The organism is Streptomyces sp., assembly GCF_031181555.1.
GTDB lineage: Bacteria > Actinomycetota > Actinomycetes > Streptomycetales > Streptomycetaceae > Streptomyces > Streptomyces fimbriatus.
This window is the reverse complement of sequence record NZ_JAPSKQ010000018.1, coordinates 15,337-37,650: the sequence shown is the minus strand read 5'-3', so window position 1 is coordinate 37,650 and position 22,314 is coordinate 15,337. Positions and strand designations below refer to the sequence as shown.

Annotated in this window: 17 protein-coding genes; 3 read left to right on the top strand and 14 right to left on the bottom strand. The window is 73.2% G+C overall.

All coding sequences use genetic code 11. The features are described from left to right. Positions 1-61: 61 nt before the first annotated feature. Both RIM90_RS06530 and RIM90_RS06525 read right to left on the bottom strand, forming a co-directional pair. Entirely contained in the window at positions 62-3,055 is a 2,994-nt protein-coding gene (locus tag RIM90_RS06530; protein ID WP_309059606.1) for an EAL domain-containing protein, read from the bottom strand. Between the two features lie 414 nt (positions 3,056-3,469). Next, a complete protein-coding gene (locus RIM90_RS06525; protein WP_309059605.1) occupies positions 3,470-4,420 on the bottom strand; it encodes a 2-hydroxyacid dehydrogenase in 951 nt (316 codons plus the stop codon). A gap of 76 nt (positions 4,421-4,496) precedes the next feature. On the opposite strand from RIM90_RS06525, the gene RIM90_RS06520 reads away from it, so the two are divergent. Both RIM90_RS06520 and RIM90_RS06515 read left to right on the top strand, forming a co-directional pair. Beyond that, positions 4,497-5,495: an aldo/keto reductase gene (locus RIM90_RS06520; protein ID WP_309059604.1), complete on the top strand. Its 999-nt coding sequence runs from the start codon at positions 4,497-4,499 to the stop codon at positions 5,493-5,495. A 167-nt stretch (positions 5,496-5,662) separates the two neighbouring features. Further along, entirely contained in the window at positions 5,663-6,811 is a 1,149-nt protein-coding gene (locus RIM90_RS06515) for a PQQ-dependent sugar dehydrogenase (protein WP_309059603.1), read from the top strand. 16 nt (positions 6,812-6,827) lie between these two features. Here the strand turns inward: RIM90_RS06515 and RIM90_RS06510 are convergent, their stop codons facing one another. From RIM90_RS06510 to RIM90_RS06480, 7 genes are all read right to left on the bottom strand, one after another. Continuing rightward, positions 6,828-7,016 carry a DUF6191 domain-containing protein gene (locus RIM90_RS06510; protein WP_309059602.1) on the bottom strand — a complete coding sequence of 63 codons (189 nt, stop codon included), beginning with the start codon at positions 7,014-7,016 and terminating at the stop codon, positions 6,828-6,830. A gap of 37 nt (positions 7,017-7,053) precedes the next feature. Continuing rightward, positions 7,054-10,119, bottom strand: a complete 3,066-nt coding sequence (locus tag RIM90_RS06505; protein WP_309059624.1) for an AAA family ATPase — start codon at positions 10,117-10,119, stop codon at positions 7,054-7,056. A gap of 412 nt (positions 10,120-10,531) precedes the next feature. Continuing rightward, positions 10,532-10,717, bottom strand: a complete 186-nt coding sequence (locus tag RIM90_RS06500; RefSeq protein WP_309059601.1) for a hypothetical protein — start codon at positions 10,715-10,717, stop codon at positions 10,532-10,534. Positions 10,718-10,919: 202 nt separating this feature from the next. Then, positions 10,920-11,486, bottom strand: a complete 567-nt coding sequence (locus RIM90_RS06495; protein WP_309059600.1) for a hypothetical protein — start codon at positions 11,484-11,486, stop codon at positions 10,920-10,922. 61 nt (positions 11,487-11,547) lie between these two features. Then, positions 11,548-12,117: a GNAT family protein gene (locus tag RIM90_RS06490; protein ID WP_309059599.1), complete on the bottom strand. Its 570-nt coding sequence runs from the start codon at positions 12,115-12,117 to the stop codon at positions 11,548-11,550. Further along, entirely contained in the window at positions 12,095-14,341 is a 2,247-nt protein-coding gene (locus tag RIM90_RS06485; protein WP_309059598.1) for an MMPL family transporter, read from the bottom strand. The genes RIM90_RS06490 and RIM90_RS06485 overlap by 23 nt, the downstream gene beginning before the upstream one ends. A 249-nt stretch (positions 14,342-14,590) precedes the next feature. Then, positions 14,591-14,902 carry a hypothetical protein gene (locus RIM90_RS06480; RefSeq protein WP_309059597.1) on the bottom strand — a complete coding sequence of 104 codons (312 nt, stop codon included), beginning with the start codon at positions 14,900-14,902 and terminating at the stop codon, positions 14,591-14,593. 188 nt (positions 14,903-15,090) lie between these two features. Between RIM90_RS06480 and RIM90_RS06475 the strand changes: the two genes are divergently transcribed. Then, the gene (locus tag RIM90_RS06475; RefSeq protein WP_309059596.1) at positions 15,091-15,894 is read left to right on the top strand and encodes a methyltransferase domain-containing protein; all 804 of its coding nucleotides are present in this window, start codon (positions 15,091-15,093) and stop codon (positions 15,892-15,894) included. A gap of 79 nt (positions 15,895-15,973) precedes the next feature. Here the strand turns inward: RIM90_RS06475 and gatB are convergent, their stop codons facing one another. From gatB to RIM90_RS06450, 5 genes are all read right to left on the bottom strand, one after another. Next, the gene (gatB, locus tag RIM90_RS06470; protein WP_309059595.1) at positions 15,974-17,488 is read right to left on the bottom strand and encodes an Asp-tRNA(Asn)/Glu-tRNA(Gln) amidotransferase subunit GatB; all 1,515 of its coding nucleotides are present in this window, start codon (positions 17,486-17,488) and stop codon (positions 15,974-15,976) included. 15 nt (positions 17,489-17,503) lie between these two features. Next, positions 17,504-17,743, bottom strand: a complete 240-nt coding sequence (locus RIM90_RS06465; RefSeq protein ID WP_309059594.1) for a hypothetical protein — start codon at positions 17,741-17,743, stop codon at positions 17,504-17,506. After that, entirely contained in the window at positions 17,740-19,233 is a 1,494-nt protein-coding gene (gatA, locus tag RIM90_RS06460) for an Asp-tRNA(Asn)/Glu-tRNA(Gln) amidotransferase subunit GatA (RefSeq protein WP_309059593.1), read from the bottom strand. The genes RIM90_RS06465 and gatA overlap by 4 nt, the downstream gene beginning before the upstream one ends. A gap of 6 nt (positions 19,234-19,239) precedes the next feature. Further along, positions 19,240-19,536, bottom strand: a complete 297-nt coding sequence (gene gatC, locus RIM90_RS06455; protein ID WP_031117542.1) for an Asp-tRNA(Asn)/Glu-tRNA(Gln) amidotransferase subunit GatC — start codon at positions 19,534-19,536, stop codon at positions 19,240-19,242. Between the two features lie 280 nt (positions 19,537-19,816). Continuing rightward, entirely contained in the window at positions 19,817-22,072 is a 2,256-nt protein-coding gene (locus RIM90_RS06450; protein ID WP_309059592.1) for a bifunctional diguanylate cyclase/phosphodiesterase, read from the bottom strand. Positions 22,073-22,314: the final 242 nt, after the last annotated feature.

Below are 22,314 nucleotides of genomic sequence, written 5' to 3'. Positions count from 1 at the left end.
GTCCAAGTACGAGAATTCGGGTGCGCATGGCACTGACCCTCCTCCCGGCACGCCCTCACTGTCAAGTGGGTGGGACGGGAGTCTCACTATGTGAGCGGAGGGCCGTACCACCCCTGAGGACGGCGGTCACTCCCGCGGAGTACACCCCGGAGCCCCCGCCGACGAACACGGATTCGGCCGGTCCGGGCGGCACCGGGTACCGCCCCGCGGACAGCGCCCGGCGCAGCCGGTACTCGTCCAGCGGTCCGGAGAAGGCCATGCCCTGGCCGTGCGTACAGCCCATCGCGCGCAGGGCCACGACCTGCTCGGGCAGGTCCACTCCGTCGGCCACGGACTGCATCCCGAGGTCGGAGGCGATGCGCAGCAGCCCGCTGGTGATCTTGTGCAGCCGGGCGGACTCCACCACGCCGTCGACCAGGCCGCGGTCGAGTTTCAGCACGTCGACGGGGAGCCGCCTGAGGGCGGTGATCGCCGCGTAGCCGCTGCCGAAGCCGTCGAGGGCGATCCGGACGCCGACCCGCCTGAGCGCGGCCAGGCGGTGCTCCAGTTCGTCCAGGCCGACCCGGGGGTCGGTGTCGGCCAGCTCGATGACCAGGGAACCGGACGGCAGCCCGTGCCGGGTGAGCAGAGCCTCGATCGAGCCGAGCGGCAGCGACCGATCCAGCAACCGGCGCGCGCCGAGCCGAACGGCCACGGGCACCGGCAGGCCGGTCGCGTGCCGCTCGGCGGCCTGCTCGACGGCCTCCTCCAGCACCCACCGGCCCAGCTCGGCGGTCTTCTCGCTGTCCTCGGCCGCCCGCAGGAACTCCGCCGGGGTGAAGAGCACCCCTTGGGAGGAGCGCCAGCGCGCCTGTGCGCAGACCGACGTGATCCGACCGTCCTCCAGACACACCACCGGCTGGTGCAGCAGCGAGAACTCGCCGTCGTGCAGCGCCGCGCGCAGCCGTGTGGCCAGCTCCGCCCTGCGGACGACGTCCTGCTGCATCTGCGGCCGGTACAGCTCCACCCGGCCCTTGCCGGCGGCCTTGGCCCGGTACATGGCGAGGTCGGCGTTGCGCAGCAACTCGCCGGCGCCGAGGCCGGGTTCGGCGAAGGCGACGCCGATGGAGGCGTTGACACGAACATCGTTGCCGTCGATGAGGTAGGGCTGGGACAGGGTCGCTCTGAGGCGGTCGGCGAGCTCCAGGATGTGGCGCTCCCGGGCGTCCCGGTCGCGGACGCCGTCCCCGACGATCAGGGCCGCGAACTCGTCGCCGCCCAGCCGGGAGGCGGTGTCGCCCTTGCGGACCGCCTCCTGTAGCCTGCGGGCGGCCTGGACCAGCAGCTCGTCCCCGGCCTGGTGCCCGATCGTGTCGTTGACGCCCTTGAAGCCGTCGAGGTCGATGAAGAGCACGGCCGTGCCCCTCAGGGCGGCTCCGCGGTCGGAGGCGCGGCGGCCGGACAGCGCCTGCTGGACCCGCCGGGTGAACAGGGCGCGGTTGGGCAGGTCGGTGAGCGGATCGTGCTCCGCGTTGTGCTGGAGCTGCGCCTGCAGCCGCACTCTTTCGGTGACGTCGCGGCTGTTGAAGATGAGGCCGCCGTGATGCCGGTTGACGGTCGACTCGACGTTGAGCCAGCCGCCGTCGCCGGAGCGGAAACGGCATTCGATGCGCGTAGTGGGTTCCTCGACCGGGTCGGCGGCGAGGAAACGGCGCACCTCGTGCACGACGCAGCCCAGGTCCTCCGGGTGGATGAGGTGGGCCAGTTCCGTACCCACCAGCTCCTCCGCGGGGCGGCCGTACACCCCGGCGGCGGCCGGGGAGACGTAGCGGAGGATGCCGCTGGGCGCGGCGATCATGATGACGTCGCTGGAACCCTGCACCAGGGAGCGGAAGTGGTTCTCCTTCTGCGCCAGTTCCTGGGTGAGGGTGATGTTGTCGAGCAGCATGATGCCCTGGCGCACGACGAGCGCGAGCACCACCGTGCCCCCGGTGAGCAGGACGACGCGGTCGACGCTGCGGCCGTTGAGGACGTTGTAGAGGATCCCCAGGGTGCACACGGCCGCGGCGAGGTACGGCGTGAGGGCGGCGAGGGAACCGGTGATGGGGCGGGCGGCCGGATACCGGCTGTGCTCACCGCCGGGCGCGGGCGGACGGTCGTGGCCCGGGCCGCCGCGCCGCCCGGGCAGGTGCTCGCGGACCACGCGCGTGTGCCCCTCGCTCTCGGACCGGCCGTCGCGGGGCGCGGTCCACGGGGCGTACGCCAGGAGCAGCGAGCCGGCGAACCAGCCCGCGTCGAGCAGCTGTCCGGAGCGGTAGCTGCTGTGCACCAGCGGCGAGGTGAACAGGGCGTCGCACATGACGGTCAGCGCCAGCGCGCCGATCGCGGTGTTGACCGCGGAGCGGTTCACCGCCGAACGCCGGAAGTGCAGCGCCAGCACCATGCTGACCAGGGCGATGTCGAGCAGCGGGTAGGCCAGCGACAGCGCGGTGTGCGCGACGTCCGACCCCTCGGCCCGCGCGGCCTGGGCGAGCGCGAGGCTCCACGCCAGGGTGAGCAGGGAGCCGCCGATCAGCCAGGCGTCCAGGGCGAGACAAACCCAGCCGGCCTTGGTCACGGGCCGTTTGGCGAGCACCAGCAGGCCCACGATGGCGGGTGGCGCGAAGCACAGGAAGAACAGGTCGGCGTAGCTGGGGCTGGGCACCGGGACCCCGAGGACCACCTCGTACCACCCCCAGACCAGGTTGCCCAGGGACGCCATGGCCGAGGAGAGGCCGAACAGCAGCCAGGCGGGCCGGAACCGGGTGCGCGGGCTGCGGGCGTAGACGAAACAGGACACGGCGGCGGTCGCGGCCGCGGCGCTCAGCCCGAAGTCGCCCATGATGAGGGCGAGCTCCTCCGAGCCCCAGCCGAACGCGGCACCGACGGCGTAGGACGCGCAGACGAGAGCCAGGACGAGCTGCGCGAGCGGACCGGGCCGGCGGTCGGTGGCCGGCGCGCGGGACAGCAGCGTCCCCTGAGCGGTCTGCGGCAGCACTGCTCCGTCGAGCGTGGACGTGGGGGTGGGCGCGCTCACCGGTGCCTCCCGGCCCGCGTCGCGCCCGGATCCCTGGTCCCCTGCTGCACCGGGTGGGCATGCCTCCTGCGGCCGCCGTGCCTGCGGTGGTGAGGGACGGGACTGCCGTGGCGGTCGCCGTGCCGGATGTGATGGCCGCCGTGGTGACCGCGGCTGCGCGCGGCCGTGCGCCACGGTCGCCGCCGACGGCTCCGCCGCGTCGGATCGCTCGTCCATGGACCGTGCATCGTCCGTCGCCCCCCTTGCCAATCTGCGATGTCCATCCCCGGCGCCGTTGGTCAGCGGCGCCGCCCCTGTCGGGACGATACACCAGTCTCGTCACTCAGGGACATAGGTTCTCTACTCTCCGTAACGATCAGCTGATGTGCGAGTACCCACCGCGCCCGGGGGGTCACGGGCGGCACTCGAAGCGGATTACGGGGATTCCGCTCCCGTCACCAGGATCACGTTGCCGAGCTCCTCCTGGTTCAGGAAACGGCGCAACTGGTCCACCAGCAACCGCTCGGCGCGCGGCAGGAAGGCGGAGGTGGGCCCGCCGACGTGCGGGCTGATGAGGACGCCCGGCACCCGCCACAAGGGGTGTTCCGCCGGCAGCGGTTCGGGGTCCGTCACGTCGAGGGCCGCGGTGATGCGGCCGCTCTCCAGCTCGGTGAGCAGGGCCTTGGTGTCGACGACGCCCCCGCGGGCCACGTTCACGAGCAGGGCGCCGTCCTTCATGCGGGCCAGGAAACCCGCGTCCACGAGGTGGCGGGTGGTCTCGGTCAGCGGGGTGGAGAGGACGACGACATCCGCCTCCGGGAGCAGGGAGGGCAGTTCGGCGAGCGGATGCACCGGACCGCGCGCCGTGGTGCGCTCGGAGCGCGCGACGCGCGCCACCCGCGCGACCTCGAAGGGGACGAGCCGGTCCTCGATGGCCGCGCCGATCGAGCCGTAGCCCACGATGAGCACGTTCTTGTCGGCGAGCGCCGGCCGGAACCCGCCGCGCCACTCCCCCTTGTCCTGTGCCCGCACGAAATCGGGGATGCCGCGCAGGGAGGCGAGGATCAGCGCGAGCGTGAGCTCGGCGGTGCTGGCCTCGTGCACGCCGCGCGCGTTGCACAGCCGTACCCCGGGAGGCAGGTGCTTCAGGCCCGGTTCCACGTGGTCGGTGCCGGCCGACAGGGTCTGCACGACCCGTACGGAACGCATCAGCGGCATCGGCCGCACGCCGATCCCGCTGGGCTTCATGTAGGGCACGACGTAGAAGACGCAGTCGGCCGGGTCGGCGGGGAAGTCCTCACCGCCGTCCCAGAAGCGGTAGTCCGGCCCTTCGGGAAGGCCCTCGATCTCGTCCGGCGGGATGGGAAGCCACACGTCAGCAGTCATGGTCCGGAGGCTAGTTCAGGAACCCGCGACCGCAGAGGTTAGGTTGGGGGGCCGGGAGAGGGAGGGTCACGACCAGGTGGAGCGCAGGACGATCGGCGCGGCGGCGCTCGCGGTGGGGGCCGTCGGACTCGGGTGCATGCCGATGAGCTGGGCCTACAGCACGTCCCGGCAGCGCGGCGAGGAGTCGCTCAGGGCGGTGCACCGGGCGCTGGACCTGGGTTCGGTGCTCCTCGACACCGCCGACATGTACGGCCCGTTCACCAACGAGCTGCTGCTCGGACGGGTGTTGAAGGAGCGGCGCTCCGACGCCTTCGTGTCCACGAAGGTCGGTCTGCTGGTGGGCGACCAGCACATCGTGGCCAACGGCCGTCCCGGGTACGTGAGAAGGGCCTGCGACGCGTCGCTGCGCCGGCTCCAGACCGACGTCATCGACCTGTACCAGTTGCACCGCGCCGACCCGGAGGTCCCGATCGAGGAGACCTGGGGGGCGATGGCGGACCTGGTGCGGGCCGGGAAGGTACGGGCGTTGGGGCTGTGCGCGGTCGGGGCGCGCTCGGCCCGGCGGCCGGGGGCGCGGCTGCACGACGCGACGATCCGGCAGCTGGAGCGGGTGCAGCAGGTCTTTCCGGTGAGCGCGGTGGAGGCCGAGCTGTCGGTGTGGTCGCCCGAGGCGCTGGAGACGCTGCTGCCGTGGTGCGAGGCGCGGGGCATCGGTTTCCTGGCCGCGATGCCCCTGGGCAACGGTTTCTTGACCGGGACGCTCACGCCCGGCGTGGGCTTCGAGCCGGACGACCTGCGCGCCCGCCATCCCCGCTTCACGGCCGAGATGATGGCCGCGAACCAGCCGATCGTGGTCGGTCTGCGCCGCGTCGCCCGCCGGCACGGCGAGCACGTCACCCCGGCCCAGGTGGCCCTGGCCTGGGTGCTGACCCGGGGCCGCCACGTGGTCCCGGTTCCGGGTGCCAAGCGGGAACGGTGGGTCACGGAGAACGCGGCGGCGGCGGAGCTGCGTCTGACGGAGCAGGACCTCGCGGAGATCGCGGAGCTGCCCGCGGCGCAGGGGTCGTGGGACTGAGCCGTTCGCCGACGGGCGGTGCGGGGTTCAGGAGTACGGGGCCCAGGAGTGCGGGGACCAGGAGTGCGTGGTTCGGACGCGCGTGATCGGGAACCTAAAAGGCGCGAGCGGTGTATGACAGGTAGAACCCGCCGCGTCGAAGGGACAAGATCGTGCAACGTCGAGCCGTGACGGCCGTACTGGCCGCCGCCGCGCTCCTGCTCACGGCCGGCTGCTCCTCCGACGACGGAGGAACAGCGGGCGGAAACGGCAGCGCCTCCCCGAGTGACACGGCGGCGGGGGCGTCCCCGCCCGAGCGGACCGCCGGGGAGACACCCCCCGCCAAGGGCTCGGTGAAGGTGGTCCGCACGGTCGCCACGGGCCTGAGCACCCCCTGGGGCCTGGCCCCGCTGGCCGACGGCGACCTGCTGGTCTCCTCCCGGGACGAGGCGACGATCACGCGGATCGACGGGAAGACCGGCGGGAAGACGGAGCTGGGCGAGGTGCCGGGGGTGTCGCCGGCCGGCGAGGGCGGCCTCCTCGGCATCGCGCTCTCCCCCGAGTACGCCTCGGACCACATGATCTACGCCTACTTCACCTCGGCCTCCGACAACCGCGTCGTCCGCATGCGGTACGACGAGCAGAAGCCCTCCGGCGAACAACTGGGCGCGCCCGACACGGTCCTCCGGGGCATCCCCAAAGGGGTGATCCACAACGGCGGCCGGATCGCCTTCGGCCCGGACCGGATGCTGTACGTGGGCACGGGCGAGAGCGGTGACACCGGCCTGTCCCAGGACAGGGACTCCCTGGGCGGCAAGATCCTGCGGCTGACCCCGGAGGGCGAGCCCGCTCCGGGCAACCCGTTCCCCGACTCCCCGGTGTACTCGTACGGCCACCGCAATGTGCAGGGCCTGGCCTGGGACCGCGAGCAGCGGCTGTTCGCCTCGGAGTTCGGCCAGAACACCTGGGACGAGCTGAACGCGATCAAGCCGGGCGACAACTACGGCTGGCCCGAGGCGGAGGGCAGGTCCGACGAGGGCGGCTTCCACGACCCGATCGGCCAGTGGAGCACGGACGAGGCCTCGCCCAGCGGCATCGCCCACGCCGAGGGCTCGATCTGGATGGCGGGCCTGCGCGGCCAGCGTCTGTGGCGCATACCGCTGAAGGGCACCGAGGCCTCGGCGGACCCGCAGGCCTTCCTGGAGGGCGAGCACGGCCGGCTGCGCACGGTGGTCCCGGCGGGCGGCGACAAGCTGTGGCTGGTCACCAGCAACACGGACGGCCGCGGCGACCCGAAGGACGGCGACGACCGGATCCTGGAGCTCCAGGTGAGCTGAGCCGAACCGCGGGGCCTCAGTCCGCGGCTGCCCCCTCCTCGTCCGGCGTCGGCGGGCGTACGACCACCTTCCCGGAGGCGAGGTCTATCGGTCCGCGACCGGGATCGGCGTCCCCGACGTCCTCGCGGGTCAGCTCCAGCCGGTTCTGTTCGTCCCTGGTGTGCTTGCGGCCGGGAGCGAACAGTTCCTCGAAGGCGTTGAACATCGCTCCCCTTCCCAGGGCCGCGTGGGTGGCACAGCCATTATCCCGCCGCCCGCCGCTTCCCGGCCTCCGCCGGGAACAGGCCCAGTCGGTGGGCCACCGCCGCCGCCTCCCCGCGGCCGGAGACGCCCAGCTTGGCGAGGATGTTGGAGACGTGGACGCTGGCCGTCTTCGGCGAGATGAACAGTTCCTCGGCGATACGGCGGTTGGTGTGACCGGCGGCCACCAGACGCAGGACGTCTCGCTCCCGGCTGGTGAGGCCGAGGGCGTCGGCCGGGTCGGCGGAAGCCGCCGGGGCCGGCGCCCGGGTGACCGGGCTCAGGACGAGGCGGGCGCGCTGGGCCAGCAGCCCGGCGGACCGGGCCAGCGGTCCGGCGCCGAGGTGATCGGCAACGGCCTTGGACAGCCGGAGCAGTTCCGTGGCGCGGGCGCGCTCGTCCTCGCCCGCGCCGGAGGCGAGCAGCGCCTCGGCGAGCCGGAACCGGACGCGTGCGAGGTCGTAGGGCCGCCCCAGCGGTTCCACGGCGGCGACGGCGGCGCTCCACTCCCCCGGCGCGGACACGCCCTCGGCCCGCAGCAGCTCGGCGCGCAGCCAGACGTCGTACGCCTGCCACACCGGTACGCCGGTCGCCAGGGTCTTGGCCGCCTTGCGGAGGCGTTCGAGGATCTTCGGGCGGTCGGGTTCGGTGGCCGGGTCGCCGTGGGCGTCGGCCTCGGCGGTCGCGGCGGCGAGCAGCAGGGGCCAGCCGTAGCGCTGGGTGCCGGGCGGAAGTCCGGTGTCGAGGGCGGTGAGCAGTTCGGCCCGGGCGTCGGCGAGGCGGCCCTCGGCGGCGGCGATGCCGAGGGCGACCCAGGTCATCGGAAGGGCGTACTGCGGCATCGGGTCGTGCGTGCCGAAGAAGGTGCGGGCGGCGGCGAGATGGCGGGCCGCCTCGGCCAGGTCCCCTCGGCTGTACGCGAGGTGCGCCAGGCGGACCGAGCCCCCGGCGCGCGGCTTGGCGCTCTGTTCCAGACGCTGCGCGTTGGCCGCGGCCTCGGCCGCCTCGTCCCAGCGGCCGAGGGAGTGGAGGGATTCGGCGAGGTTGCCCCACACCCAGCCCTCGGAGTCCAACAGGCCGAGCCTGCGGGTGACCCGGATGCCCTCGCGGAGGAGTTCGGCCGCCTCCTGGGAGCGGCCGACGCCTTCGAGGACGGAGGGGAGGTTCACATGGCTGCGGCCCACCACCATGTCCACGCCGAGTTCCGTCGCCCGGTCCTTGACCTCGTACATCTCCGCGAGGCCGGTCTCGATGTCACCGGCGTCGACCATCAGGCCGCCGAGGGTGAGGCGGGCGTTGAGCTCGATGTCGTGGGCGCCGACCATGCGCGCGTACTCGACGGCGCGTTCGGCGGCGGCCATGGCCTCCGGGCCCGGTCGGTGCAGCATCGACCAGGCGGCGGCGGAGGCGAGCACCTGGGCGTGCACCTCGGAGGGCGGCAGGCCGCGCACCAGGTCCTGTGCGGTGCCGAGTTCCGTCCAGCCGTCGCCGCGGGCGAGGGACTGGGTCAGCCGGGAGCGCTGTTCCCAGAACCAGGCGGCGCGCAGGGGGTCGGGGTCCTCGTCCAGGAGGCGCAGCGCCCGCTTGGTGATCTTCATGGCGCGTTCGCGTTCCCCGCAGAGCCGTCCGGCGACGGCGGCCTCGGCCATCAGGTCGAGGTAACGCAGAGGGGCCGTCTCGGGGTCGCAGCCGCAGGGGGGATAGGCCTCGGTGTAGTCGGCGGGGCGCAGGGTGGCGCGGACGCCGTCGGGGACGGAGTCCCACAGTTCCATCGCGCGTTCCAGCAGCCGCAGTTGCTCGGAGTAGGCGTGGCGCCGGCGCGCCTCGACGGAGGCGTCGAGGACGGCGGGCAGCGCCTTGGCGGCGTCGTGCGCGTGATACCAGTAGCTGGCCAGGCGGGTCACGCGCTCGTCGGCCGGCACGAGGCCGGGGTCGGCCTCCAGCGCCTCGGCGTAGCGACGGTTGAGGCGGGAGCGTTCGCCGGGCAGCAGGTCGTCGCCGACGGCCTCGCGGACCAGGGAGTGGCGGAAGCGGTAGCCGTCGCGGTCGGGCGCGGGGCTGAGGATGCTGGCGTTGACGCCGGCGCGCAGGGCCTCGATGAGGTCGTCCTCGGTGAGCCGGGCGACGGCGGCCAGCAGCCGGTACTCCACGGTGGAGCCGCCCTCGGCGACGAGCCGCGCGACCTGCTGGGCGCTCTCCGGCAGGCGCTCGACCCGGACCAGGAGCAGATCGCGCAGCGAGTCGGTGAGGCCGGCACGGCAGCCCTCGTGGGCGGCGACGGCGAGTTCCTCGACGAAGAAGGCGTTGCCGTCGGAGCGCTCGAAGATCTCGTCGACGCGGTCGGGTTCGGGTTCCCGGGCGAGGATGCCGGCGATCTGCCGGCCGACCTCGTCACGGTTGAAGCGGCCGAGTTCGATGCGCCGGACCGTGCGCAGCCGGTCGAGCTCGGCGAGGAGCGGGCGCAGGGGGTGGCGGCGGTGGATGTCGTCGGAGCGGTAGGTGGCGAGGACGACGAGGCGGCCGGTGCGCAGGGTGCGGAAGAGATAGGCGAGCAGGTGGCGGGTGGAGGCGTCGGCCCAGTGCAGGTCCTCCAGGGCGAGGACGACGGTGTGTTCCGCGGCGACGCGTTCCAGCAGCCGGGCGGTGAGTTCGAAGAGGCGGGCCATGCCCTGTTCGTCCCGTCGGGCCTCGCGGGCGGCCGCGGTGCCGAGCTCGGGCAGCAGGTGGGCGAGTTCCTCCTCCTGTCCGGCGGCAGCGGCGGCGAGCTGGGCGGGCAGGTCGCGGCGCAGTTGGCGCAGGGCGGTGGAGAAGGGGGCGAAGGGCAGTCCGTCGGCACCGATCTCGACGCAGCCGCCGAGCGCGACGACCGCGTCCCGGCGGCGGGCCGCCGCGGCGAACTCCTCCAGGAGGCGGGTCTTGCCGACGCCGGCCTCACCGCCGATCAGCAGCGCCTGCGGTTCGCCCGGGCCGTCGGTGGCCCGGGCGAGCGCGTCGTTCAGCGTGTCGAGCTCAGTGGTGCGGCCGACGAACACGGGACTGACGGACTTGGTCTCCACGGCCCCGAGCATCGCACGCGGCTCCGGCAACCGGGCATCGGTTTTCGCACCGGTCCCCGCTCCCGGCGCACCTTCTGGCGCCCGCCCCGCCCCAGACCGCACCGCGCCACCGGCTCTCGCCCCGGCACCCGGCCTCACCACGCCACCGGTCCTCGGTCCCGTGCCACGACCGGGCAGGCCACCGGGTCCCTGCCCGGCACCGGCTGCCCGCGCGGCACCGGCCGCCTCCCCGGCACCGGGTTCCGGCACGCCACCGGACCGCACCCCGGCGCCGGGTTCCGCGGGGACGGCCTTCGGCGGGCGGTGTTCCCACGTGGCAGGCGCCGGGGGCCGGCGGCCCGGGGGCGGCGGCCCGTCCCTGTGCGCCCGGCGTCCCGGGGGCGGCGGCCGAGGACGGTCCCGCCGCCGTCCCCTGCGTCCGGGCTCATGCGGCTCGGATGAACCGGGCGCGGCGGTGACGGCGGGTATGGCTCTCGGTTCCGGCGCCCCGTGCGGCGGCCTCGCGGCGGGCGGCACGGCGGAGGCGGACGGCCTCACGGGCCTGCCGCTCCTGCTCGGCCCGGCGGACGAGGTCGTCGTGGCGGAACTGCTGGAGCTGGTGCGCGAACATGGCGGGATCTCCCGGAAGAGTCGGTGTCGGACGTCGCTTTCTGCGATGCCTCCACCTTCGTCCGCCGGGCGGTCCTGCCACATCGGGAGAGTTCCGCATCTTCGGCGGTCCGGAGGGCCTTAGACGTGTGTGAGGGGCCGCCTCGGGGTGCCGTAAGCACACCCCACGGATGCCCTAAGGCCCCCTCGACGACGTATCCGGCTCAGCTCGTGGCGGGCAGGCCCAGCAGCACGTCGGTGTACTTGAGGACGGCCAGCAGCAGCCCGATGACGCCGAGCGAGACGCCCGCCCAGGCGACCGATCCGATCCAGGGCGCCCGTGTCCGGCCCGGGGCGCCGAACGCGGGCCGGACGAGCGCCGCCGCGCCGACGATCAGCGCGGTCAGCGCGAACAGGCCGGCCCACAGCGCGCTGGTGTGCCAGGCATCGCCGTACATCTCCCTGACCTGCGTCGCGACGCCCGCGTCGGCGGCCGTCTCCAGCTGGCCGATGAGGGTCTCGCGCGCGGCGGCCACCGTGCCCGGCCAGCTGCCGGTGAGCGAGACGACGCCGAGCGCGGCGGAGACGATCGCGGCGGCACCCTGCCCGACTCCGGAGGCGCCCTCCTCACCGGCCCCGGGCGCCGGCTCCGTCTCCGGCCCGGCCCCGGTGCCCTCGGCGGCGTCCCGCGCCTCCTTGTCGCGCTCGGGGCCGGCGGCCCCGGTCTCCGTCCCGGTCTCTGTCTCGGTCTCTGTCTCGGCCGCGGTTTCGTCCGCTGTCCTGGTTCCCATGTCCCGCACCGTACGGACGCCGTCTGAGAGTCCGCTTAACGGCCGCTGCGGGCGGTCGCGCTCACCGGCCGTCGGCAGCGGCCCGCGCCGCACGCCATTCGGGGGCCAGGACGGACCACACCTCCAGGTCGTGCCGTACGCCGTGGTGGAGGTGGGCCTCGCGCCGCACCCCGTCCCGGGTCATGCCGAGCCTGCGGGCGACGTCGATGCTCGGCACGTTGCCGGCCGCGGCGACCCATTCGACCCGGTGGATGCCGCGCTGCTCGACCGCCCAGTCGATGAGCACCCGCATCGCGCGCGTGACGAGCCCGCGGCCCGTGGCTGCGGGCTCCAGCCAGCAGCCCACCTCGCAGCTGCCGTTCCCGGCGTCGAAGTTCAGGGTGAGCACCCCGCCCACGAGCTTGCCGTCCAGCCACAGCCCGTGCAGCGAGGCCGTGTCCGCGGCGCGCCAGTCGGCGTACCGCTGGAGCACCTCCCGCGCACCGGTCACGTCCGTGGCCTTGGCGCCGAACGGGACGTACCGGTTGATGAACTCCCGGCCCCGGTCCAGGTGGGCGAGGAACTCCTCGGCGTGCCAGGGCTCCAGAGGACGCAGTTCGGCTCCGTCGTCACCCAGTCGTATCGCGTACATCCCGCTGCCGCTCCCCCTTCGCGAGCACGTCCGCCACCTCGGCGTCCGTGGCAGCGGCCAGCCTCTCATGAGCGGCACGGCACTCGGGCGGCTCGATGCTGATCCGCGGCAGGATCCGGTCCAGCGAGCGCGGCAGCCACCAGTTGGCGCCGCCGAGCAGGTGCATCAGGGCGGGGACGAGCAGGGTGCGCAGCACGAAGGCGTCGAGGGCGACGGCCGCGGCGAGCGCGATGCCGAACATGGCGATCACGCGGTCGCCGCTGAGGACGAAGGCCAGGAAGACCGAGATCATGATCACGGCCGCGGAGTTGATCACCCGGCTGGTCTCCGCGAGGCCGACGCGGACGGCGCGCCGGTTGTCGCCGGTCTCCAGCCACTCCTCGTACATCCGGCTCACCAGGAAGACCTGGTAGTCCATGGAGAGCCCGAAGAGGACCGACACCATGATCACGGGCAGGAAGGGTTCGATGGGGCCCGCGCTGCCGAGGCCGAGCAGTTCGCTGCCCCAGCCCCACTGGAAGATCGCCACGACGACACCGAAGGCGGCGGCGACGGCGGCCACGTTCATCGCGGCGGCCTTCACCGGGATGCCGACGGACCGGAAGGCGAGCAGGAGCAGCAGACAGCCCAGGCCGATCACGACACCGACGAAGAGGGGCAGCTTGGCGACGATGACGTCGGCGAAGTCGTCGTAGCCGGCCGTCACGCCGCCGACCTGCGTGTCGAGCGAGGTACCCGCCTCGGCCCGGGGCAGCACGTCGGCGCGCAGCCGGTCGACCAGGTCACTGGTCTGCTTGGACTGCGGGGAGGACTCCGGTACCACGGTGAGGTACGCGGTGTCGCCACCCGCACCGTAGGCCACCGGGGAGACCGACGCGACGCCGTCGGTCTCGCGCAGGGCGGTGTCGAGGTTGTCCAGGGCGAGCCGGTCCTCGGCGCCGCCGACCTCGGTGACGAGGGTGAGGGGTCCGTTCACGCCCGGGCCGAAGCCCTCGGCGAGGAGGTCGTAGGCCTGGCGGGTGGTGGACGTCTTCGGGTCGTTGCCCTGGTCGGAGGTGCCCAGGTGGAGGGAGAGGGTGGGCAGCGCGAGGACGGCCATGACGGCCACCGCGATCGCGCCGAGCAGCTTGGGGTGGCGCTCCACGAACGCCGACCAGCGGGCGGCGAACCCGGTCGGCAGTTCCGGCTCGGGCCCGTGCTCGGCCAGTCGGCGCCGCTCGCGGCGGCTGAGCGCGCGCATGCCGATGAACGACAGCAGGGCGGGCAGCAGGGTGACGGAGGCGGTGACGGTCAGCACCACGGTGAGCGAGGCGGCGACGGCGACGCCGTTGAGGAAGTTCAGCCGGAGGATCACCATGCCCAGCAGGGCGATGCAAACGGTGGCACCCGCGAACACGACCGCGCGTCCGGTGGTGGCGACGGCGCCCGCGGCGGCCTCGGTGACGGCGAGACCGCGCTTCAGCCCGCGCCGGTGCCGGGTGACGATGAACAGCGCGTAGTCGATGCCGACGCCGAGCCCGATCAGCATGCCGAGCATGGGCGCGAAGTCGGCGACGGTCATGGCGTGCCCGAGCAGCACGATCCCGGAGTAGGCGGTGCCGACGCCGACCAGGGCGGTGGCGATGGGCAGCAGCGAGGCGGCGAGCGAGCCGAAGGCGAGGAAGAGGACGACGGCGGCGACCAGCACGCCGACGACCTCGGCGAGGTGTCCGCCGGAGGACTCGCCGAGTCCGACGGCGCTGCCGCCCAGTTCGACGCGGAGTCCGTCGGTCTCGGCGGCCTTGGCCGTCTCCACCACGGCGGCGGCCTCGCCCGCGTCGATGTCCTCGGCCGGGGCGTCGAAGGTGACCGTGGCGTACGCGGTGCGGCCGTCCTCGCTGATCCGGCCCGCGCCCGCGTCGTCGTACGGGCCGGTCACGGCGGCGACGCCGGGCAGGTCCTCGATCCGCTCCAGGGTGCGGCTCATGGTCTGCCCGACGTCGGCGGCCCTGACGGTGCCGGACGAGGTGTGCCAGACCACGGTGCCGTTGTCGCCGCCGAGCCCCGGGAAGCCCTCACGCAGCAGCTCGGTGGCGCGGCCGGACTCGGTGCCGGGGACGTTGTAGTCGTTCGAGTAGGCGGAGCCTGCGGCGACGGCGCCCGCGGCGGTTCCGCCCAGGGCGAGGAACCACAGCAGAACGGTGATCAGACGGCGTTGGACACACCAGCGTGCAAGGGCTGCCACGAACGCGCTCCCAGAATGACTGAGTGTGGATCTTTGACCGGGAACAGTCGAGCATGGACCGAACCACCCGCAAAGAACGCAAGAGCAATTCCCCGCCACTCTTGCAGGCAAGAGAGATCATTTGTCGGACTCGTGGGCTTATTCACATCGATGAGGAGATGACTCGTACGGCAATCGCCCCGGCCCCGTCGCCGGGCGTGGCGCCCGTCACCCGAACGGGGCTCCGCGTCCGGAACATTTCGGGACGGTTCAGTCGAACTGGTCCCCCAGCGCCATGACCATGAGCCCCGCGACCAGCAGCCACAGCGCCCTGCGGGTACGTCCCCGGGAGCCCAGGAGCGCGGCGAGGGCGCAGACGGCGGCACCGCAGGCGTAGGCGACCGGGACGAGGGCCGGTGCGGGGCCGGTGAGGCGGAGCAGCGCCGCGGCCACCCCCGCCAGGGCCAGTACGGCCCCGGCGCCGGCCGCGGTCCACCGGGCCCGTCGCGCCTGCCCCGCGGCGTCGTCGGTGTCCTCGGCGTGAGTGTCCGGGGGCGTGTCGGAATCAGCACGTCCACTCATGGCGCGGGAGCGTAGCGCTTCGAGTCCGGAAACCCGGGTGCGGGGGCGCGCGGTCGCCTGCTAGCGTCCGCCGGTCCGACGTTCCGCGGCAGCCCGCCGCCCGGCCGAAGCAGGTGCTTTGATGACGGTCCGACCGAGCTCCGACGCCACCCTTTCCCTCTGCACGGCCCCAAGGAGCCCGTTCACCGATGTCGGACATCACATCGAACACCCCGCACGACGACCTCACTAGCCGCCTCACCCTGCCCCGCTACCCGCGCAGCAGCGCCTACGACGCCCGCTGGACCGTCGAGAACCAGATGGGCCCGCACGCGCTGTGGCTGCTGGAGTGGCTGGCGCCGGCCCTCGGTCTCGACACCCTGCGCCCCGGCGCACGCGTGCTCGACCTGGGCTGCGGACGCGCCATGACGTCGATCTTCCTGGCCAGGGAGTACGACGTCCAGGTCACCGCCGCCGACCTGTGGGTCGAGCCCGACGAGAACGCGCGCCGCATCGCCGAGGCGGGTGTCGCCGACCGGGTGATGCCGGTCCTCGCCGAGGCGCACGACCTGCCCTTCGGCCGGGAGAGCTTCGACGCGATCGTCTCCGTCGACGCGTACCAGTACTTCGGTACCGACGACCTGTACCTGCCGACGCTGACGCGGCTGCTGAAGCCCGGCGGGCGGATCGGCGTCGTCGTCCCGGCGACCCGCGAGGAACTCGGGGGCACCGAGCCGCCGGAACACCTGAAGCCCTTCTGGGAGCCCGCGTTCTGGTGCTTCCACACCCCTGCCTGGTGGCGCCGCCACTGGACCCGCAGCGGGGCCGTGGAGGTCGAGGCGGCCGACTGGCAGCCCGACGGCTGGCGGGACTGGCTGCTGTGGTGCGACGTCGTCGCCGAGGAGAGCACGGATGAGTTCCACGTGCGGATGAGCCGTCTGAGCGCGAAGATGCTGCGCGCGGACGAGGGCCGCACACTGGGCTTCGCCCGCGTGGTGGGGCGCCGCCGCTGACCGCGTGACCACGACGAGGGGGACGCATCGGGCTCGATGCGTCCCCCTCGTGCGGTCGGTCCCCGGCGGTCCCCGGGTGTCAGCCCTCGCTGACGCCCAGCTTCTCCAGGATCAGTTCCTTGACGCGGGCCGCGTCCGCCTGGCCGCGCGTGGCCTTCATGACCGCGCCGACCAGCGCGCCGGCCGCGGCCACCTTGCCGCCGCGGATCTTGTCCGCGATGGCCGGGTTGCCGGCGATGGCCTCGTCCACGGCCGCCGTGAGCGCGCCCTCGTCCGAGACGACCTTCAGTCCGCGCTTGTCGACGACCTCGTCCGGGGTGCCCTCGCCCGCGAGGACGCCCTCGATGACCTGACGGGCCAGCTTGTCGTTCAGGTCGCCCTTGGTGACCAGTTCGGCGACCCGGGCCACCTGGGCCGGCGTGATCGCCAGCTCGTCCAGCGCCTTGCCCGACTCGTTGGCGCTGCGGGCCAGCTCGCCCATCCACCACTTGCGGGCGGAGGCCGCGTCGGCACCGGCGTCGATCGTGGCCACGATCAGGTCCAGCGCGCCGGCGTTGAGGATCGACTGCATGTCGGTGGCGGAGACGCCCCACTCCTCGCGGAGCCGGTTGCGGCGCACCAGCGGCAGCTCGGGCAGAGCGGCCCGCAGCTCCTCGACCCACTCGCGGGACGGGGCGACCGGCACGAGGTCGGGCTCCGGGAAGTACCGGTAGTCCTCGGCCTCCTCCTTCACGCGGCCCGAGGTGGTGGACCCCGTGTCCTCGTGGAAGTGCCGGGTCTCCTGCACGATGGTGCCGCCGCTGCTCAGCACGGCCGCGTGCCGCTGGATCTCGAAGCGTGCGGCGCGCTCCACGGAACGCAGCGAGTTCACGTTCTTGGTCTCGGAGCGGGTGCCGAACTTGTCGGCGCCCTTCGGCATCAGCGACAGGTTCACGTCGCAGCGCATCTGGCCCATCTCCATGCGGGCCTCGGACACGCCGAGCGCCCGGATGAGCTCGCGCAGCTCACGGACGTACGCCTTCGCCACCTCGGGGGCGCGCTCGCCGGCGCCGACGATCGGCTTGGTGACGATCTCGATGAGCGGGATGCCGGCGCGGTTGTAGTCGAGCAGGGAGTGGGACGCGCCGTGGATACGGCCGGTGGCGCCGCCGACGTGCGTCGACTTGCCGGTGTCCTCCTCCATGTGGGCGCGCTCGATCTCCACGCGGAAGGTCTCGCCGTCCTCCAGCTGCACGTCGAGGTAGCCGTTGAAGGCGATCGGCTCGTCGTACTGGGAGGTCTGGAAGTTCTTCGGCATGTCCGGATAGAAGTAGTTCTTCCGGGCGAAGCGGCACCACTCGGCGATCTCGCAGTTCAGCGCGAGACCGATCTTGATCGCGGACTCGACGCCGGTCGCGTTGACGACCGGGAGCGCGCCGGGCATGCCGAGGCAGACGGGGCAGGTCTGGGTGTTCGGGTCGGCGCCGAGCGCGGTCGAACAGCCGCAGAACATCTTGGTCTTGGTGCCGAGTTCGACATGGACCTCGAGGCCCATGACGGGGTCGTACGACGCCAGCGCGTCCTCGTACGACACCAGGTCGGTCGTGGTGGTCACGGTGAAACTTCCCTCTCAGCCCAGCAGGACGTCGTCGTCGCCCAGCCGCTTCAGCTCGCGGTAGAGGATGGCGAGGCCGGTGACGATCGCGGCGGCGGACACGGTGGCGTCGATCAGGACCAGGGTGTCCTTCTCGACGCGGGCCTTCTTCAGCCGCTTGGCGACGCCGACCGCGCCGAACGCGGTGGCGGCCATGGACAGGTACGTACCGGACCGGGACTTCTTGAAGCCCTTGGCCTTGGTCAGTGCACTCACAGCGACGGAGCCTCCTCGAGCAGCGGGTGGCCCCACTTTTCCACGAAGGCGGCCTCGACGGCGGCACCCACCTTGTAGAGGCGGTCGTCCTTCATGACCGGGGCGATGATCTGCAGTCCGACCGGCAGGTTGTCCTCCGGCGCGAGGCCGCAGGGCAGCGACATGGCGGCGTTGCCGGCCAGGTTGGTCGGGATGGTGCACAGGTCGGCGAGGTACATCGCCATCGGGTCGTCGGCGCGCTCGCCGATCGGGAAGGCGGTGGTCGGGGTCGTCGGGGAGACGATCACGTCGACCTGCTCGAACGCCTTGTCGAAGTCCCGCTTGATGAGCGTGCGGACCTTCTGGGCGCTGCCGTAGTACGCGTCGTAGTAGCCGGAGCTGAGCGCGTAGGTGCCGAGCATGATGCGGCGCTTGACCTCGTCGCCGAAGCCGGCCTCGCGGGTCAGCGAGGTGACCTCCTCGGCGGAGTGCGTGCCGTCGTCGCCGGTCCGCAGGCCGTAGCGCAGGCCGTCGAAGCGGGCGAGGTTGGAGGAGCACTCGGAGGGGGCGATCAGGTAGTACGCCGACAGCGCGAGGTCGAAGGACGGGCAGTCCAGCTCGACGATCTCGGCGCCGAGCTCCTTGAGCAGCTCGACGGACTCCTCGAAGCGCTGCATGACGCCGGCCTGGTAGCCCTCGCCGCGGAACTGCTTGACGACGCCGACGCGCATGCCCTCGACGCTGCCGTTGCGGGCGGCCTCGACGACCGGCGGGACCGGCTCGTCGATGGAGGTGGAGTCGAGCGGGTCGTGCCCGGCGATCACCTCGTGCAGCAGGGCCGCGTCCAGGACCGTGCGGGCGCAGGGGCCGCCCTGGTCGAGGGAGGAGGAGAAGGCCACCATGCCGTAGCGGGACACCGCGCCGTACGTCGGCTTCACGCCGACGGTGCCGGTGACGGCGGCCGGCTGGCGGATGGAGCCGCCGGTGTCGGTGCCGATGGCGAGCGGGGCCTGGAAGGAGGCGAGCGCGGCGGACGAGCCGCCGCCGGAGCCGCCGGGGATCCTGGTGAGGTCCCAGGGGTTGCCGGTCGGGCCGTAGGCGCTGTTCTCCGTCGAGGACCCCATGGCGAACTCGTCCATGTTGGTCTTGCCGAGGATCACGACGTCGGCGGCCTTGAGCCGCCGGGTGAGCGTCGCGTCGTACGGCGGGATCCAGCCCTCGAGGATCTTCGAACCGACGGTGGTGGGGATGCCCTCGGTGGTGAAGATGTCCTTGAGCGCGAGGGGGACGCCGGCCAGCGGGCCGAGCTTCTCGCCCCTCTCCCGCTTCTCGTCGACGGCACGGGCCTGCGCGAGGGCGCCCTCGCGGTCGACGTGCAGGAAGGCGTGCACCTTCTCGTCGACGGCCTCGATCCGGGCCAGGTGCGCCTCGGTGACCTCGACGGCCGTGAGCTCGCCGGAAGCGATCTTCGCGGCGGTCTCGGCGGCCGTGAGCTTGATGATGTCGGTCATGACTGCTTAGTCCTCCCCCAGGATCTGCGGCACCTTGAAACGCTGCTGCTCCTGGGCCGGGGCGCCGGAGAGCGCCTGCTCGGGGGTGAGCGAGGGACGGACCTCGTCCGGGCGCATGACGTTCGTCAGCGGGAGCGGGTGCGAGGTCGGCGGTACGTCTTGGTCGGCGACCTCGCTGACGCGGGCCACCGCGCCGATGATGTCGTCCAGCTGGCCTGCGAAGTGGTCGAGCTCTTCGGGCTTCAGCTCCAGACGCGCCAGCCGGGCGAGGTGGGCGACCTCCTCGCGCGTGATGCCAGGCATGCAGCGATCCTCTGGGGTGAGTGTGTGTGGTTTGGCCCAATCCTATGGGTCGGGAGGCCGTGCCCGTGAAACGGTTTGCCCGGGGCCGTGCGGGAGGGCCTGCCGGTGGGCGGCGCGGCAGCGCGTCGCACGGCCCGGGGCCCTGTCCGGCGGGAGGGTGCGGCCGGCCGCGCCGGCGGGCCCCCTCCCTCTTTTCCGGGCCGCGGACACCGGCGTCCCGAGGAGGCCCGAGGGGCCGCACGCCGGCGGAGGCTTCACGGGTCCGCGCCGTACGCGTGCGTCAGCCGACCCGCCCCGTGTCGTCCCCCGCGGCGGCGGGCAGCGCCGCCGCGGGGCGCTGCCAGCCGCGGGAGCCGCGGGCGAGGAGCCAGGCCGTGGTCTCGTCGGGCGGCATCGCGGCCGCGACCAGCCAGCCCTGGACGGCGTCGCAGCCGAGGTCGCGCAGGCGCTCCCAGGTCTCGTCGTCCTCGACGCCCTCGGCGACGACGAGCAGACCGAGCGAGTGGGCGAGGTCGACGGTGCAGCGCACGATCTCGGCGTCCTCGGTGTCGACGGCCAGCCGGGCCACGAAGGAACGGTCGATCTTCAGCTCGCTGACCGGCAGCCGCCGCAGGTGCACCAGGGAGGAGTAGCCGGTGCCGAAGTCGTCCAGGGACATCTTCACGCCGTGCCCGGTCAGGGCGTTCAGGGTGTCGGCGGCGCGCTGCGGGTCCTCCAGGAGGACGTGCTCGGTGATCTCCAGCTGGAGGGCTCCCGCCGGGACGCCGTGCCGGGCCAGCCGGGCCGCGACGGAGCCGGCGAAGCCGGGGGTGTGGACGTCGCGCGGGGAGACGTTGACCGCGACCGGTACGAACAGGCCCTGCGCACGCCACTCGGCGACCTGCCCGAGCGCGGTCTCCAGCACGTACTCGGTGAGGTACGGCATCAGCCCGGAGGACTCGGCGATCGCTATGAACTCGTCCGGCGGCACCTTGCCCCGCTCCGGGTGCACCCAGCGGACCAGGGCCTCCAGGCCCGCGACCTGACCGTCGAAGCGGACCTTGGGCTGGTAGTGGAGCTGGACCTCGCGGGCGTCCAGGGCCCGGCGCAGATCGCCCAGCAGCGCGAGCCGGTCGGGGGTGTTGGAGTCGCGCTTGGACTCGTAGACCTCGACGCCCGTGCGGTCCCGCTTGGCCTGGTACATCGCCACGTCCGCCCGCCGCAGCAGTCCCTCCGCGTCGAGCGCGTGGTCGGGGAAGACGGCGACGCCCGCGCTCGCCTCCAGGACGAGGGTGAGACCGTCGAGGTCGAGCGGGGCGCCGAGGGCCGCGACCAGGCTGCGGGCGATGCGGGTCGCGGACGTCGTGGAGTCGGCGACGGGCAGTAAGACGGCGAACTCGTCACCGCCCAGCCGCGCGGCCTCCGCCCCGCGCGGCAGGGCCGCTCTCAGCCGGTCGGCCGTCTGGAGCAGCAGCCGGTCACCGGCGAGATGACCGAGGGTGTCATTGACCGATCGGAAACGGTCGAGGTCGATCAGCACCAGGGCGGCGCGGGCGTCGATGCGCTCGGCGTCGTCGAGCGCGGTCCAGATGCGCTCCAGCAGCCACTGCCGGTTGGGCAGTCCGGTCAGCGGATCGCGCAGCTGCTCCTCCGCCCGGGCGCGGGCTATCCACAGGGTGGAGTCGAGGGCGATCAGCGGAATGGAGAACAGCGGCAGCAGCACCGGCTTGGCGACCGCGACCACGCACACCAGGGGCGCTATGCCCAGCAGGGCGACCGCGACCAGGCCTTGTCTGAGCAGGGCGGTGCGGGCGACGGTGGGGAGTCCGGCGCGCGGTGCGTGCAGGTACCAGAGCAGAAAGCGGGTCACCGTGAGGTAGGCGGCGGCGACCAGCACCACACCGGGGGCGGTGTAGAGCGTCCAGGTGTCCGGAGTCGACGGCGACTCGACGGACGGTACGGAGCCGAAGGCGGCCAGCACCAGGGCGCCGGCGCCGATGCCGAGCAGGTCCACCGCGCCGTGCAGGACGCCCTGCCGCCAGCGGCCCCTGCGGGCCGTGCCGACCAGCACCACGACGGTGAGACTGACCATGCCGGCCGGGACCCAGCCGTACAGCAGCAGCACGGCGAGGGTGAGGGCGGCGCCCGAGCCGGTGCCGCCCCACCAGCGGGAGCGGCCCAGCATCACCAGGTGGCCGACGACGATCCCGGTCAGCACGGCCAGGGACCAGCCGACGGTCCCGGACGGGAAGAGCGCGTGACCGCCGGTGAACGCCCGCAGGAAGCCGGCGCCCAGCACGAAGCCGGCCGCCGCGACGACCGCCGTGGGGAACGCGGGCCAGGACGGGTGCCGTTCCGTGTCCGCCTCGGACAGTCCGGGGCCGTGCCCGGCGGCCGACTGCCCGGCGCCGGGCGCGTCCGCGGTGGCCGCGGCGGTGCGCTCCCGCGCACCCGGCCGCCCCGCGGGCCGCCCGTCCCCACGGCCGCGCCGCCATGCGACCGCCAGGCGGCGCAGGCGCAGCCGTGAGCCCGGGGCGGCGCTCTCGGTCGGTTCCATTCCCGTCCCTCTCACAGCCGGCGGTGCCCACGCCACGCGGCCCGATGCCCGACAACCCTCAGCGGCTCCGCGGTGGAAAGCCCTTCCCCGGACCCTTCACGAGTGCGGAGTTGCCCCGACCGCAACTGGGCACGGCAGGCGCATGTCTCAACAGTAGGCCGCAGAAGGCTTCCACGGGCACCGGTCGCCGACGGTTGCCCGAATGCGCCCCGGCCACCCGTATGCATCTGGTATGCGCCGAT